This window comes from Leclercia sp. LSNIH3 (assembly GCF_002935105.1).
Classification (GTDB): Bacteria; Pseudomonadota; Gammaproteobacteria; order Enterobacterales; family Enterobacteriaceae; genus Enterobacter; species Enterobacter adecarboxylatus.
The window spans coordinates 3,839,269-3,855,500 of the sequence record NZ_CP026387.1 but is presented as its reverse complement, the minus strand read 5'-3'; the positions used below and the strand labels follow the sequence as shown (position 1 = coordinate 3,855,500).

8 protein-coding genes, 1 tRNA gene and 5 pseudogenes are annotated in these 16,232 nt (G+C 47.4%); 8 read left to right on the top strand and 6 right to left on the bottom strand.

The genetic code is table 11. From position 1 onward, the window contains the following. Positions 1–46: 46 nt before the first annotated feature. Complete coding sequence (gene mlaA / locus C3F35_RS18720; RefSeq protein WP_032612884.1) at positions 47–799, bottom strand: phospholipid-binding lipoprotein MlaA; 753 nt, start codon at positions 797–799, stop codon at positions 47–49. Between the two features lie 315 nt (positions 800–1,114). On the opposite strand from mlaA, the gene C3F35_RS18715 reads away from it, so the two are divergent. The 3 genes from C3F35_RS18715 (at position 1,115) to C3F35_RS18705 (ending at position 3,581) form a co-directional block, all read left to right on the top strand. Further along, positions 1,115–2,056 carry a formate/nitrite transporter family protein gene (locus C3F35_RS18715; RefSeq protein WP_103792217.1) on the top strand — a complete coding sequence of 314 codons (942 nt, stop codon included), beginning with the start codon at positions 1,115–1,117 and terminating at the stop codon, positions 2,054–2,056. 75 nt (positions 2,057–2,131) lie between these two features. Then, positions 2,132–2,206, top strand: a tRNA-Arg gene (locus tag C3F35_RS18710). 175 nt (positions 2,207–2,381) lie between these two features. Further along, positions 2,382–3,581, top strand: coding sequence for a tyrosine-type recombinase/integrase (locus C3F35_RS18705; RefSeq protein WP_007851503.1), 1,200 nt, complete (start codon positions 2,382–2,384; stop codon positions 3,579–3,581). 98 nt (positions 3,582–3,679) lie between these two features. Here the strand turns inward: C3F35_RS18705 and C3F35_RS18700 are convergent. Then, positions 3,680–4,024: pseudogene (locus tag C3F35_RS18700) on the bottom strand (IS3 family transposase); the annotation flags it as partial. A gap of 71 nt (positions 4,025–4,095) precedes the next feature. Between C3F35_RS18700 and C3F35_RS18695 the strand changes: the two are divergent. Further along, positions 4,096–5,216 (top strand): IS3 family transposase gene (locus tag C3F35_RS18695; protein WP_103792218.1). Its coding sequence is split into 2 segments (ribosomal slippage): positions 4,096–4,354 and positions 4,354–5,216, totalling 1,122 coding nucleotides; the frame shifts between segments, so codons are not numbered across the junction. Positions 5,217–5,243: 27 nt separating this feature from the next. Here the strand turns inward: C3F35_RS18695 and C3F35_RS18690 are convergent. From C3F35_RS18690 to C3F35_RS18670, 4 genes and pseudogenes are all read right to left on the bottom strand, one after another. Next, a pseudogene (locus C3F35_RS18690) lies at positions 5,244–6,052 on the bottom strand (IS3 family transposase); the annotation flags it as partial. Positions 6,053–6,142: 90 nt separating this feature from the next. Next, positions 6,143–6,631 (bottom strand): annotated as a pseudogene (locus C3F35_RS18685) (IS3 family transposase); the annotation flags it as partial. A gap of 80 nt (positions 6,632–6,711) precedes the next feature. Next, positions 6,712–8,220 carry a group II intron reverse transcriptase/maturase gene (gene ltrA, locus C3F35_RS18680; RefSeq protein ID WP_001189111.1) on the bottom strand — a complete coding sequence of 503 codons (1,509 nt, stop codon included), beginning with the start codon at positions 8,218–8,220 and terminating at the stop codon, positions 6,712–6,714. Positions 8,221–8,892: 672 nt separating this feature from the next. Continuing rightward, positions 8,893–9,581: pseudogene (locus C3F35_RS18670) on the bottom strand (IS3 family transposase); the annotation flags it as partial. Positions 9,582–9,857: 276 nt separating this feature from the next. On the opposite strand from C3F35_RS18670, the pseudogene C3F35_RS26900 reads away from it, so the two are divergent. The 4 genes and pseudogenes from C3F35_RS26900 to C3F35_RS18650 all read left to right on the top strand — a co-directional run. Further along, positions 9,858–11,582, top strand: a pseudogene (locus C3F35_RS26900) (DNA methyltransferase); the annotation flags it as partial. Positions 11,583–11,753: 171 nt separating this feature from the next. Next, complete coding sequence (locus C3F35_RS26895; RefSeq protein WP_327062017.1) at positions 11,754–12,563, top strand: type IIL restriction-modification enzyme MmeI; 810 nt, start codon at positions 11,754–11,756, stop codon at positions 12,561–12,563. Then, on the top strand, positions 12,556–14,499 hold the full coding sequence (locus tag C3F35_RS18655) for a DEAD/DEAH box helicase (protein WP_103793568.1): 1,944 nt from the start codon (positions 12,556–12,558) through the stop codon (positions 14,497–14,499). The genes C3F35_RS26895 and C3F35_RS18655 overlap by 8 nt, the downstream gene beginning before the upstream one ends. Then, a complete protein-coding gene (locus C3F35_RS18650; protein ID WP_063865897.1) occupies positions 14,500–15,669 on the top strand; it encodes a GIY-YIG nuclease family protein in 1,170 nt (389 codons plus the stop codon). Positions 15,670–16,232 lie beyond the last annotated feature (563 nt).

Here is a 16,232-nt window from a genome sequence, read left to right as displayed (position 1 = left end):
CACGTAGTGATAAAAAAAGGTGAGCATCGTGCTCACCTTTTCTTTTTTATTCCGCATCAATCTCGGAGAGTTCGTTCTCGATCGCTTTCGCGTTCGGGTTGTCTTCCGGTTTCAGCTTGCCACCGTTAGCAATGAAGTCATGGTTCTGGAAATACGCTTCACGCACCATAAGGTACGGATCGGAGGACTGACGCAGCAGGCCGTCTGAATCCAGCAGCTGTGCACGCGTTTCTACCCCTTCCAGCGTCCACTTACCCACCGACAGCGGCCAGGTGAGCCACGACAGCACCGGATAGAGGGTATCGACCGCATCACCCCCATCTTCACGCAGGGTGAAGCTACCGTAGAACGGCAAATGAACATACGGGCCGTAACCCACATTGTAATGACCCAGGGTACTCCCGAAACGGTGGGGTTGCTCACGTTGCAGCTTCGGATTCGCCATGCCGGCAACGTCAATAAAGCCGCCCATCCCTAACAGGGTGTTCAGGAAGAAGCGCGTGAAGTGAACCATGCCTTGATAGGGATTGCCCTGCAGGAAGTAGTTCGCCATCACGGCTGGCTCTTCAAGGTTGCTGGTGAAGTTGCTCAGGCCGTTACGGGCAGGTTGCGGAACATAATCACGCCACGCCACCGCAACCGGACGTACCACATACGGATCCAGCACGTTATAGTTGAAGTTGTACATGGTGCGGTTAAATCCTTCCAGAGGATCGGAGCGCCCCTGCTGCTCGCCAGAACTGGCGCAGCCCATCAGCAACGTGGTGCCCAGCGCAACCACCGACAGCCGAAGTTTCATATCTTTCTCCCTGTTAAGTATGGCTATCACCAAAAGCCATCCGTACTGGCGCTTTCGCGCTCCGTCTGTAAATGTGCAAGTGATTGTATCAGCACGCTTACTGATGTCTACGACCACAAATCGGGGCAACAAAACACCCTTTTTATGATCTCAGAATAGCCTGGCTTTACGTTTTCGTTAGGCTGGCAATTTTATACGGCCTTTGCCGGGGATGTATCGCGTTTATTGCCATAACAGGAATTTAAGAGCTTACCCACAGGCGTTGAGACAAAAACCGCTACGCTTAAAGGTATCAGCCACATCAGGAGCACCATAATGGACGAACTCAAAGAAGAGAAAATAGATCAGCATACCGAAGAACTGGAAGTGGAAAGTGAGGAGAAGCGCCGGGGAAAGGAGATTGAGGTCGATGAAGACCAACTCCCCTCCCGCGCCATGGCCATCCACGAGCATATTCGCCAGGATGGTGAAAAAGAGCTGGAACGTGATGCCATGGCCCTGCTGTGGTCGGCTATCGCCGCCGGGTTATCAATGAGCGCCTCTTTTCTGGCAAAGGGTATTTTTCACGTACAGTTTGAAGGCATCCCCGGCGGGATGGTGCTGGAGAATCTGGGCTATACCTTTGGCTTTATTATCGTGATCATGGCGCGTCAGCAGCTGTTTACCGAGAATACCGTCACCGCGGTGCTGCCGATCATGCAAAGCCCGACCTGGGGTAATTTCGGTCTGCTGATGCGCCTGTGGAGCGTGGTGTTGCTCGGTAATATTATCGGCACCGGTGTCGCGGCCTGGACGTTTGAATATATGCCGATATTTGACGAGGCCACCCGCGACGCGTTTGTGAAAATCGGCACCGGGGTGATGGAAAACAGCCCGGTCGAAATGTTCTCTAATGCCATTATCTCCGGCTGGATCGTTGCCACCATGGTGTGGATGTTCCCGGCTGCCGGTTCGGCCAAAATCGTGGTTATCATTCTGATGACCTGGCTGATCGCCCTGGCCGATACCACCCATATCGTGGTGGGTACGGTGGAAATTTTATATCTGGTCTTTAACGGCACCATCCACTGGAGCGAGTTTTTCTGGCCCTTCGCCATCCCTACCCTGGCAGGCAATATCTGCGGCGGCACCTTTATTTTTGCCCTGCTAAGCCATGCGCAAATCCGTAACGATATGTCGAACAAACGCAAAGCCGAAATCAAAGCCAGGGAGCAGGCCCGGCAGGAAGAGGCGGAAGAAGATAAAAAATCGGCGTGAATGGCGACACTTTAAGCAGTCAGGCGGTGGCGAGCTTAACGCCCTGGATAAATGGCGTTATAATCGTGCCGCTTCGTCCCCTTAGTTAAATGGATATAACGAGCCCCTCCTAAGGGCTAGTTGCAGGTTCGATTCCTGCAGGGGACACCAGATATAACTCTCCTGATGTCTACCGAATTCAATAAAAACCTTTTATAATCAGCCATAACTCCTCTTCTCAGGCTATGCGACGTCAACTGAAGTCTACCCATATCTACGTGAAACAATAATCGTTTGGGGGCCTAAGTGGGGGCTTATCCTGTTCAACGGAAAATGAGGCCCCCAAATGCCACTGAATGCTCGTCAGGTCGAGACTGCAAAGCCCAGAGATAAAGCCTATAAACTCGCTGATGGCGGAGGGCTCTATCTCATGGTCAATACTAACGGTTCAAAGTACTGGCGAATGAAGTATCGATTTGCCGGTAAAGAGAAAAAACTCTCGTTCGGAACCTATCCTGACATCTCACTTGCGGAAGCCCGCACTAAGCGCGATGAAGCGAGAAAAACATTGGCAAATGATAAAGATCCCGGTGAAGTTAAAAAAGCCGAACTACTTGCCCAAAAACTATCGGTTACGAATACTTTTGAAGCGATAGCGGTTGAGTGGTACAACGCAAAAGTTTCTGGCTGGTCAAAAAACTACGCTGACTATGTTAACCGGGCCTTCAAAAACAATGTATTTCCCTTTGTTGGATCGCAGCCGGTTAATGAGATAAAGCCACTGGAGCTTCTGTCTGTATTGCAGCGTATGGAAAAGCGAGGTGCACCGGAGCTTGCCAGTAAAGTGCGCCAACGTTGTAGCGAAGTGTTCCGTTACGCTATTGTTACTGGCCGAGCCGAGTACAACCCTGCGGCTGATCTTGGTAGTGCTTTACAGGGGTACGAGAAACAACATTATCCCTTTCTTACTGCTGCTGAGCTACCCGAGTTTTTACAAAAGCTTTCACAATACACCGGCAGTCTAGTAACGCTTCTGGCGACCCGACTACTCATGCTTACGGGCTTACGAACCGTCGAATTACGTATGGCAGAATGGAGTGAAATCGACTTCGAAAACCATATCTGGGAAATACCGAAAAGTAGAATGAAGATGAGGCGACCCCACATAGTCCCCCTTTCTGCTCAATCCTTAGCAGCACTTCGGCAACTAAAGCAATTGACCGGTACTTACCAGTTTATCTTTGCAGGTCGAAACGATGTTAACAAACCAATGAGCGAAGCCAGCATCAATATGGTTATTAAAAGGATTGGTTACGATAAGAGAGCAACCGGACATGGTTTTCGTCACACCATGAGCACAATCTTGCATGAGGAAGGATTCAACACTGCTTGGATTGAGACCCAGCTCGCGCATGTGGACAAGAACGCGATTCGCGGGACCTATAACCATGCGCAGTATCTTGAAGGGAGGAAAGAGATGATGCAGTGGTATGGGGACTATTTGGATGGATTGCGATTGGATGGAAACGTTGCCAGAGTTAGTTAATGAAGAGCCGATTCGAGTTCGGCCTTCGGCACCATCGGAACATCAATAGACGTCAATGGACGTCTTTTTTTGTGCCTGAATGAATCGCCACGGATAATTTAGACACTTCCGAGCCGTTGATAATACTGGTTTTCATATTCTGTCGGTGACATCTGATCGCTGGAACCATGCCGACGCTTACTGTTATAAAACATTTCGATGTAATCAAAAATATCGCTGCGGGCTTCTTCCCGCGTTCCGTAGATCTTTTTCTTTATCCGTTCGCGTTTCAACAACTGGAAAAAGCTTTCTGCAACCGCATTATCATGGCAGTTACCGCGACGGCTCATGCTGCCCTCAAGGCCGTGTGATTTCAGGAACGACTGCCATTCATGGCTTGTGTACTGACTGCCCTGATCCGAATGAACCAGCACCTGTTTTTGGGGATTACGCCGCCATACAGCTGACCTGCTCCCCGTTAATTAATACACCGCGATGTTAGTAATGTCTTCATAAGCCACATGAGGACATCCCCATGAAGAAGCGTTTTTCCGATGAACAGATCATCAGTATCCTCCGCGAGGCCGAAGCCGGGGTTTCTGCCCGTGAGCTCTGCCGCAGGCACGCCATTTCCGACGCCACCTTTTACACCTGGCGTAAGAAGTATGGCGGTATGGAGGTGCCCGAGGTTAAGCGCCTGAAGTCGCTTGAGGAAGAGAACGCCAGACTCAAGAAGCTGCTTGCCGAAGCCATGCTGGATAAGGAGGCACTTCAGGTGGCTCTGGGGCGAAAGTACTGACGACAGACCAGAAGCGGGAAGTCGTGGTGTTGATGTGTGATGCGACCGGTCTGTCGCAACGTCGTGCCTGCAGGCTTACAGGTTTGTCCCTGTCGACCTGCCGCTATGATGCTCAGCGTCCGGCGGCTGATGCGCATTTATCAGGGCGCATCACTGAGCTGGCACTGGAGCGCAGGCGTTTTGGCTACCGACGCATCTGGCAGTTACTGCGCCGTGAAGGCCTTCATGTTAATCACAAGCGCGTGTACCGTCTTTACCACCTTAACGGGCTGGGCGTAAAACGCAGACGACGTCGTAAAGGGCTGGCAACAGAACGTCTGCCGCTGCTCCGCCCGGAGGCGCCCAACCTGACCTGGTCGATGGATTTTGTCATGGACGCGCTGGCCACCGGTCGCAGGATCAAGTGCCTGACCTGCGTGGATGACTTCACGAAGGAGTGTCTGACAATTACCACCGCCTTCGGGATTTCAGGCGTTCAGGTCACGCGAATTCTGGACAGCATTGCACTGTTTCGCGGCTATCCGGCGACGATAAGAACTGACCAGGGGCCGGAGTTTACCTGCAGAGCACTTGACCAGTGGGCTTATGAGCATGGGGTGGAGCTGCGGCTTATCCAGCCGGGCAAGCCAACACAGAACGGATTTATTGAAAGTTTTAACGGACGATTCAGGGATGAGTGCCTCAATGAGCACGGGTTCAGCGATATCGTTCACGCCAGGAAAACGATTAATGACTGGCGGCAGGATTATAACGAGTGTCGTCCACATTCATCGCTGAACTACCAGACTCCGGCTGAATTTGCAGCGGACTGGCGAAACGGGAAATATGAAGAAAAACCAACCGACATTACTAACTGAAGGTTGTATCTAATCCTGGGGGCAGGTCACAGCCATCAGCAGTGCGTTCAGGACAATGTCTTTTGTCATCCGGGATTGCATGGACCAGCCGATAATTTTGCGTGAGAACAGATCAACAACCACGGCAAGATACAGCCAGCCTTCGTGGGTCCTGATGTAGGTTATGTCCGTTACCCAACGTTCATCCGGAGCATCCGGATTGAACTGTCGCTGAAGCCTGTTGGGCGACACGATACTGGCCTCGCCTTTACGAGCCCGCGGGCTCCGGTATCCGACCTGAGCCTTTATGCCGACACGTTTCATCAGTCGCCAGACTCTGTTCACTCCGCACTGTTGCCCGCTGTCCCGCAGATCCAGATGGATTTTGCGATAACCATAGACGCATCCCGATTCCAGCCAGAACTGTTTAATCTGTCCTGTCAGTCTCAGGTCTGCCTGATGGCGTTGTGAATGCGGCTGCTGAAGCCAGGCGTAAAAACCACTGGGATGAACATCCAGCACCCGACAGAGCAGGCGAACAGGCCAGCAACAGGTGTTGTCACGGATAAAGGCGTACCTCAGTCGGACAGCTTTGCGAAGTACGCCGCGGCTTTTTTTAATATGTCCCGTTCGTCGGTAACCCGCTTCAGCTCTTTCTGGAGACGGCGGATCTCGGCCTGAGCATCTGACTGTTCTTTATGAGTGGAAGAATCCGGACCGTACTTCTTTATCCAGGAGTAAAGGCTGTGGGTGGTGATATCGAGACGTGTTGCAACGCTGGCAACAGAATAACCGCGATCAACAACCTGTTTGACTGCTTCAATTTTAAACTCTTCGGGATAACGCTTACCGCTCATGGGCACCTCTCTTTAAGTCATCTTAAATGACTCTGAGGTGTCTGTTAAACCTGTGGCGATTCAGAAAGAACATCAACTCAATTGAAGTGGTCAACTAAAACTGGCCACCACGTTAGAGTTTTTCCAGTATCGGCTTTCCGATTCGTTTGGGGGTAAGCCACCGTTATATTCATGCGGCCTGAGCGTGCTGTAATATCCAACGATATAGTCCGTTATTGCGTGAGCTGCATCGCTGAAGTTTATGTAACCCGTCACCGGTACCCACTCATTCTTCAGGCTCCGGAAGAAGCGTTCCATTGGGCTATTATCCCAGCAGTTTCCACGCCGGCTCATACTCTGCTTGATCCGATATCGCCACAGCAACTGCCGATACTGCCTGCTCGTATAATGACTGCCCTGATCGCTGTGGAACATCACTCCGGCTGGCTTGCCGCGCGTTTCCCATGCCATTTCCAGCGCTTTCATGGTGAGTCTGCTGTCTGGTGAGAACGACATTGCCCAGCCCACTGGTTTCCTTGCGAACAGGTCGAGAACAACGGCAAGGTACGCCCAGCGCTTACCTGTCCAGAGTAGAGTAAGAGGCAGGGCGTAGTCGGACTATTTCCCTGCCTCTCCTCCCCGAACCGGACGTGCACCTTTCAGCGCATCCGGCTCTCCATTTAAATGCTGGCGAACGCCATTGCCACTTCTGTAAAGCGCGATGTATACGTGTTTCTGGTCTCCGTCCTCAGATAGGGATTACCTTCGGGTAGCCGCCAGCGGAACAGCTTCTTGCCTTGCCCCACCAACCGGTACAGTATTTCGCCGCTGAGCTTGCCGTGATTGGTTTTACCAAATAAAACCCACGTTTTGCTCTGACCCGGTTTCGGTGATTTACACCACCACCTCATCAGGGAAGCGATACCTGTACGGTATTTGCGGGCCAGCCAGTGAGCCAGCTTCCAGAACACGACACGGTCGATATAACTGAAGACTTTGGCCTTAAAATCAACGAACTGATAGAACATGGCCCAGCCTTTCAGTTTTCGGTTGAGTTGTTCAGCCATATCGACTTTGCTTTCACTGTAGTTGCCTGATAACAGTGCTGTCAGCGATGCGGCGAAGTTTCTGGCTTTCTCCTGCGGGATCGTTGAGACCACTCGCATCTCGCCATAACGACTGCGTTTGCGAATGATCCTGTGCCCCAGAAAGATAAAGCCGTCATTAACATGGGTGATTTTAGTCTTATCCATGTTCAGCCTGAGTTTCAGACTGCCTTCGAGCACACCCCGACACTCCTCCCTGATGGCTTCCGCCTGTGCTTTGGTGCCTTTGACGATGAGGACAAAATCATCGGCATAGCGGCAGTACGCCACCGCGGGTTTCCACTGCCAGTTTTCTCTGACCGCCGTACTTCGGCCCCGTTGGATACTGTTATTCCAGTACCACCGATCTTTTCTGGCTTTCCCGCTCAGGTAGCGCTCATGCAGGTATTGATCGAACTCATTCAGCATGATGTTCGATAATAGCGGCGATATAACACCGCCCTGTGGTACACCTTCACTGGCCGCCCGAAAGAGACCGACATCGATATGTCCCGCCTTGATGGTTTTCCACAGCAGAGTCATGAAACGTGCGTCACTGATCCTGCGGCGTACAGCCTTCATCAGCAGTCGATGATGTACGGTGTCGAAGTAACTGGACAGGTCGCCTTCAATCACCCAGCGTCCCCGGGTTTCACCACAGTCTGTGAGCTGTAATTTCACCGTGCGGATCGCGTGGTGGACACTGCGCTCAGGCCGGAAGCCATATGAGAGCGTATGAAAATCACTCTCCCATATCGGCTCCATCGCCATCAGCATGGCCCGCTGAACAATACGATCCCGCAACGCGGGGATACCCAGTGGTCGCAGTTTGCCGTTGCTTTTAGGGATGTAAACCCGTCTGGCGGGCAAGGGCTGGTAGTGGCCTGAGAGTAATTCATCCCTGAGGATTTGCAGCTCAACAGCCAGTCTGGCCTGTAGCATTGTTTTGTTCACGCCATCAACGCCGGGGGTATGGGCCCCCTTTGATGAAAGCGTGATCCGCGCCGCTTCAGCCAGCCATTCTGGTTGTGTTATCAGACGCAGCAGCCGTTGAATCCGTAGGGACGGATCGGTGGCTGCCCATGTGGCAAGCTTGCGTTGCATTTCGCTGATTATCAAAGGTCTTCACCTCGTTAGGTCAGTTAATTCACGTCGCAAACACATTCAAACTGCTTCCCTTCGCCATGTAATGGGCTTTCCCCATCGCGGACTACTACGGAAGCTCCGCCAGCCAGCGCGTCATCGGAGCCATGCCCCCTTAACATCCGTCGCTGACCTTCCCCGGTTTACCTGCCTGGACTCAGGCATACTGAGGAGGCTGCCCGTCGCACTCTTTATCCTTGCTTGCCGCAAGTTGGCAGAAGTCAGCAACGCAAGCGTGATAGACGCTGCTGCCCCGGTGTTTCGCATACATGTCAAAACACCTTCGACCGGCAGTGCTTACGTATCACTGCCAGTTCCTCCTGCACGGCCTGTCAGATCACGTAGGCCGTGGTGACGTTTTCAACCCACAGAGGCGGATTAACGGGTTCATGTTCTTCAGCCTTTCAGTACTTAACCTTGAGGATCATCTCGGCTTAGTGATCTCGCCTCAATCCCCGTTGTCAGCGGGTTACATCACCCTGCGGGCATGCCGCAGGTCACTGCCGCTCAGGTTCTCCACCGTCACACCCGGTGGGATTGTTGGGTTTCTCATCGTGAGTTACCGGTTCAATATTCCAGACAGACTCGCGGTTCATTTAAGCATCCATGCCCGCCCTGAACTCCGGGCACACTATAGGTCACATCACCGCACCACACCTGGTTTGGCTCTGTTACGGCGAACTGTCGCTCAAGATGATTTGGGATAGCAACGTGCTCATGACCGCCACGTTTATAGCGGTGAGTGGGTTGCTGGCAACTGACCAGTCCCAGTTCTTTCATGAGCCTGCCAGCAAGCCAGCGCCCCATCTGATAGCCTCTCTGGGTCGCCATGGTGGCGATGCTCCTGGCCCCGGCCGAACCGTGGCTGATGCTATGCAACTCAAGCACCTGGCTTCGTAATACTGTTCGTCTGCCGTCTGGTTTTTCAGGACGGTTTTTCCAGTATTTGTAGCTGCTACGATGAACCCCGAACACATGGCAGAGAGTGGCTACAGGATAACGCGCCCTGAGTTTCCCGATTATCGAGAACTGTTCAGGGAGTCTGACATCAAGAGCGCGGTAGCCTTTTTTAATATTTCATTTTCCATTTCAATACGTTGTAGTTTTTTCCTGAGCTCACGGATTTCAATTTGTTCCGGGGTAATGGGGGAGGCTTTTGGTGTTTTTCCCTGTCGCTCATCACGCAACTGCTTCACCCATCGCGTCATTGTGGAAAGGCCGACATCCATAGCGCTGGCTGCGTCTGCAACGGTGTAGTTCTGGTCAAGTACCAGTTGAGCGGATTCGCGTTTGAATTCAGGACTGAAATTTCTTCTTTTCATTGGAGCACCTGTGTTGTTCTGAGGTGAGCATATCACCTCTGTTCAGGTGGCCAAATTCAGTAAACCACTTCAAATGCACCGGTGACAAAAATTGACCGTGAGCGTTCTGCCGGAGAAAGAAGATAGTTATTGAGTGCGATGGAGAGGGTGCATTGCCCTGCATAAGGAGGTACAGTTTTAGTTGACCACTACAAAAATTACAATTCAAGTTAAAGAATAGCTTGAATGGACTGTGCATATTAAAATTCAACCAATGCAATTTAGGTCGTAAAACACATGAATAGCGTACAAATAGAAGAAAATGTCAAGAGTTTGGTGAAACAAGTATCAAGCCAAAAAATTTCGAAAGATGATTTTGTCTACGAACTGTTGCTGGCATACGGGCATCGTAAGTCGGTAGTCAACCGTGTTAAGTCTGGTGAGCGTAACCTAGCTAAGGACGCTGGTGAGGTGATCTTAAAGCGCCACCTCTACTTTAAACCATGTACGTCAAACTTGTTCGCCGAAATAGATGCTCTCAAAAACAGCAAAACGGTTGCTACCAACAAGATTCGTTTTGTTGTTATCACTGACTTCTCTCAGCTTATTGCTATTGATACAAAGACTCAAGACACGCTTGATATCGAGCTTGGTCAGCTACCGAAACATTTTGATTTCTTCTTACCGTGGTCGGGTATGGAGAAAATGGTTTATCGCGGTGAAAACCCGGCGGATGTCAAAGCGGCTGAGAAGATGGCGGATTTCTTTGACCATATCAAAGCAACCAACTATCCAGCGAATGCCACGAAAGAACAGTTGCATGATTTGGTAGTATTCCTCAACCGCCTACTTTTCTGTTTCTTTGCAGAAGACACAAAAATCTTCTCTAAGAACCAATTCGCAAACCTTCTGAATCAACATACCCAAGAAGATGGAATCGATCTACAAGGCGTGTTTGAACGTTTGTTTTACGTATTGAATACGCCAGCGCATCAGCGTAATGATTTACCAAAGTATCTTAATGATTTTCCTTACGTCAATGGTGGGTTATTCAAGCGCCAGATTAGAGTGCCATCATTCGATGCCAAAGCTCGGCGTATGTTGCTTGATTCTGGTCAGTTAGATTGGGCAGATATCAACCCTGATATTTTTGGTTCGATGATTCAAGGTGTAGCCGATCCTGAAACACGAAGCAAAATGGGGATGCACTACACCTCGGTATCAAACATCATGAAAGTGATTGAGCCACTGTTCTTGAATGATCTTTATGAAGAGTTTGATAAGTGTAATGACAATATCAACAAACTGAAGAAGCTTCAGGTTCGTCTAAGCCGCATTAAGTTCTTTGACCCTGCATGTGGTTCAGGCAATTTTTTGATTATTACGTACAAAGAAATTCGTGAATTAGAGATTGAGATCCTAAAACGTATTCGTGAGCTAGAGGGGATGTCTGACTCAGGAATGACTGGGTTATTTGATGAGTCTCATTCTGCTATCCGCCTAGACCAGTTTTATGGTATCGAGCTTGATGACTTCGCACATGAGATAGCAATCCTTTCGCTTTGGTTAGTCGAGCACCAAATGAATATGGTGTTTGAAACTGAATTTGGCTATACGGTACCAACACTTCCATTGAAGCAAAGTGGTCGAATTGTAGCGGGTAATGCGACTCGTATTGATTGGGAATTGGTTTGCCCGTCACAGGAGGAAGACGAGGTTTACTTGTTTGGTAATCCGCCATACCTTGGAGCCAGAAACCAATCACAATAGCAAAAGAAAGATGTTTGTGCAGCATTTAATGGGCATGTTGATTATAAGGATTCCGACTATGTAACATGTTGGTTCTTACTGGCTTCAAAATATATCACGAATAAAAAAGCATTTTATGCGTTTGTATCTACTAACTCTATCTGTCAAGGTGAGCAAGTTTCTTACTTGTGGTCAAGAATATTTAAGCGTGGACAAGAAATTATATTTGCATATGAAAGCTTTAAATGGAAAAATAATGCAAAGTCAAATGCTGGAGTAACATGTGTAATCTTAGGCGTTGCTAATAAATCGCCTAATAAAAAAGTTATTTTCTCAGGCCGAGAAAATTTAAGGAAAATAGTAAACAATATCTCTCCTTACGTTTATGATGGGCCATCTTACTTTGTTGGAAGGCAAAAATCAGTTCTTAGCGGCTTGCCAAAAATGATAATTGGAAATATGGCTAGAGATGGTGGAAATCTTATTTTAACGAGTCAGGAAAGGGATCGTTTAATTTCTAATCACCCTGAGGCATCTCCTCTTTTTAAAAAGTTATATGGTACTCAAGAGTTCATAAAAGGAAATCCTAGATGGGCATTGTGGATAGAGGATCATGATCTAACACTCGCGAACGCTATTCCAGAAATACGTTCTCGCATAGAGGCTGTATATAATTTTCGTATTAACTCCGAGGCAAAAACGACTAATCAATATTCTAAAATACCGCATAAGTTCGCACAAAGAACGTGCATAACTAAGCCATCAATAATTATCCCATCTACGACTTCGGAACGAAGAGAATATATACCAATAGGGTTTATGCCAGAAGGAACAGTTATTACTAATTCAGCAAATGCAATCTTTGATGCTGATTTATATGTGTTTGGTCTAATTTCCTCTGGGTTACATATTCTATGGGTTCGTTCTGTTGGTGGGCAATTAGAGACAAGGATTCGCTATTCAGCGGAAGTATGTTACAACACATTCCCTGTACCTAAATTAAATCAAGAATCAATAAATGCAATTGAGGAAGCATCTATCGCAGTACTTGAAGCGAGAGAAGCCTTCCCGGATCAATGCATTGAATATTTATATGATCCTGACACTATGCCTAGTGAATTACGTAGCGCTCATTATCACTTAGATCAAGTTGTTGAAAAGGCTTGCTTCAACAAATGTTTTGAATCGGATGATGATAGATTAAAAGCTCTGTTTGCCCTTCATCAAGAAATGACAGGGGGAAAAAATGCCTGACTTAGTCCATGTCACTTACGCCCAGACTGGCGAAAGTACCAATACCAATGATAAGGGAATGCGAGCCATGCAGGCTCGCGCTTTTGAGCAACGCGCAAGCCAATACCTATTGATTAAGGCTCCACCTGCCTCTGGTAAATCTCGTGCCTTAATGTTCATTGGTTTGGATAAGCTTCACAATCAAGGCCTCGATAAGGTGATTGTTGCCGTTCCCGAACGCTCTATCGGTGGCTCATTTGGATACACTGAGCTAACTAAATTTGGTTTCTTTGCGGATTGGAACATCAATCCGCATTACAATCTTTGTACGTCTGCCAGCAATCAAAGCAAAGTTAAAACCTTTAAAGAGTTTTTAGATAGTGATGAGCGTATTTTAATCTGTACTCACGCTACCTTGCGCTTTGCATATCAAGAGTTAGAAGACTCCGCTTTTGACAATATCTTATTGGCAATCGATGAGTTCCATCATGTTTCTGCTAATGGTGACAACGTGTTGGGTGATGTGTTGCGTGCGCTCATTGAAAACAGTACCGCACACATCGTTGCGATGACAGGTTCTTACTTCCGTGGCGATAGTGTATCAATCCTGACACCAGAAGATGAGATGAAGTTTGATAAGGTCTCTTTTAACTATTACGAGCAACTGAACGGCTATCAGCACCTTAAGTCTTTGGGTATCGGTTACCACTTCTATAAAGGTCATTACCTCACTGCAATTGAAGAGGTGCTAGATACTGATAAGAAAACGATTGTCCATATCCCCAACGTAAACTCTGCAGAGTCAGGAAAAGATGACAAATATGAACAGGTTGCAGCTATCCTAGACATCATTGGTGAACATGAATTCACTGATCCTGAGACTGGTATCATTCATATCAAGCGTAAAGAAGATGGAAAAATTATAAAAGTTGCCGACCTTGTATGGGATGAAAAGGACAGAGAAAAAACCCAAGCGTTTTTACGTGACATAAAGCATGAAGATGATATTGATATCATTATTGCGCTAGGAATGGCGAAAGAGGGTTTTGACTGGAGTTTTTGCGAGTATGCATTAACTGTTGGATATCGCAACTCTTTGACGGAAATCGTACAGATTATCGGTCGTTGTACTCGTGATAGTTACAATAAGACTCACGCTCAGTTTACTAACTTAATTGCGGAGCCTGATGCTTCAAGTGATCAAGTTAACTATGCCGTGAATAACATGCTCAAGGCAATCACTTGTTCTCTTCTTATGGAACAAGTGCTGGCACCAAACTTTAAGTTTAAAGCAAAAGATCCAGCAGATAAGGAACCAACGCCGCCAGGAGTGATAAGTATTGGTGGTTTAAAAGAGCCAAGTACCAAACGTACAAAGCAAATATTAGAAACAGACCTTGATGATTTAAAAGCTTCTATTCTTCAAGATGACAATATCGTGAAAGCCTCAGCAGCAGGTCATGATCCTGAAGTTATTAATAAAATATTGATCCCTAAGCTTATTGAGAAAAAGTATCCAGACCTTTCTAAAGGTGAGATTGAGGAAATTCGTCAGCGAGTTGTTGTGGACTCAGCGATCTCAACCTCTGAAATTAAAGAAGAGGGGGGCAAGAAGTTTGTTCGTATGGCAGATAAGTTCATCAATATTGATGAGCTACATATTGACCTTATCGACCAAGTAAACCCGTTCCAGAGAGCGTTTGAGATACTGTCAAAAGCGATTAACACTGACACACTTAGGTTGATTCAAGATTCTATTGAATCGACTCGTATGCAAATGTCTAAAGAGGAGGCCATTGCGTTGTGGCCGAAAGTTCAAAAGTTTGTAAAAGATAACAATCGAACTCCAGACCTCAATTCTCGTAATGGGCGTGAGCGTGAGTTGGCTCAGTGTATTATTTATCTGCGTCGTCTTGCACAGGAGCAGGCAGCAAATACTCAAAAAGAGGCTATGTAAATGGAAGATTGGTTAAACGAGATTCTAGCTTCTGATACACAAGGCCTATTGAAAAAAAAGCCTAAATCATCGGCACAAACAGCCGATGACCACTTAATTGCTAAGTTTAAGCAAATTAATGAATTTTTTGATAAGCATGGGAGAGAGCCGCAAGCTAATCGTAGCAATCCGATTGAGCTGATGCGCAGCAAAAGCCTAGAATCTATCCGCAGTAACGAACTACATTGTCGTGCGTTGGAACAATACGATATTCATGGACTTTTGCCACGATTTGAAGAACCTAAGCTGTCTTCTATTGAAGCGATACTTGCCGATGACATGTTAGGGATATTGGATTTGCCAGATGACAGCATCTTCAATTTAAAACACGTTAAGAAGACCTTGGGAATGCCTCATCATGTTGCCAAGCGTAAGAAGTGTGCCAACTTCGATGAATATGAGCCTCTGTTTCGGCAATGTCATGCTGACCTTAAGACTGGTGAAATGGAGGCTGTTCAATTCACAGGTGAGCAGCAAATTAAAAAGGGTATGTTCTTCATTCTTCACGGGGTAACTTGCTATGTCTCTGATATGGAAGAGAGGCAGAGGAAGAATGGTAAGATAAACGCTCGATTGCATCTAGTTTTTGAGAACGGTACAGAATCAGACATGCTGCTGCGTTCACTAGCTACTGAGTTGTATAAAGATGAAACAGGTCGTCGTATCTTAGCTAAAAGTGATAAAGAGTTGGATGAATTGCTGAACATCACTCGTGACGATAAAAAGTCAGGCTACATTTATATTCTCAAATCTCTAAGTAATGAACCAGAGATTAGTAGTGTGAATAATTTATACAAGATTGGTTATTCCACCACTCCTGTAATGCAGCGTATTGCTAATGCGGAAAAGGAACCAACTTATTTAATGGCATCAGTTCAGTTAGTGTCTGAGTTTGAGTGCTACAACATGAGAACACATAAGTTTGAAGGGTTGCTACACACATTTTTTGGACATTCCTGTTTGGATGTACAATTGACTGATCATAAAGGAATTATTCATACCCCGAGAGAGTGGTTTATTGCTCCCCTAGAATGCATAAAGCAGGCAATACAAATGCTTATTACAGGTGATATTGTCAACTATCGATATGATGCAATAACGCAAGAAATAGTAGAGAGAACGACACCTTGAGTATGTCAGACGGTGTAATTGTAATAGCCCTGACCTGTGAATCGCCACGGGTTTAACAGACTGACCTGCTCCCCGTTGATTAATACACCGCAATCCCAGTTTCTCGTCACTGTGGGATGTTGCAGCGTGCGTATACGCTCGCGGGGCAGCCATGGACAGTGAACCGCTCTTGCAATGGCGATGTTGTCATGCAAGGTATGCTCAAACTGGCGGAACCCCTTCTGGCTAGTCGTCAACTTCAACGTGTTGCCACAGTCTTTACAGATGAAGTTGTCGCTGTCAAAGCTGGTCGATAGACTTTATGCATGATGCGCTGGTCTGCGACAGACGTTTCCGGATCTTCAATGTGGTTGATAACTTTATCCAAGCAATCGTTGTCGAGGTGGTTCTACTTTTGACTGAGTATTCTTTCGTGCATGTGAACCACGTTTTATTTAATAATCTACTGAATATTTGTTTAATAGATTTATAATTTAATATTGTCCATTAATTAAGATTAAAACACTAGCAACCTCCTTATAACAAAGCCGCTTGTGGCATGTCGCTTTGCTTACAGAAAGCCT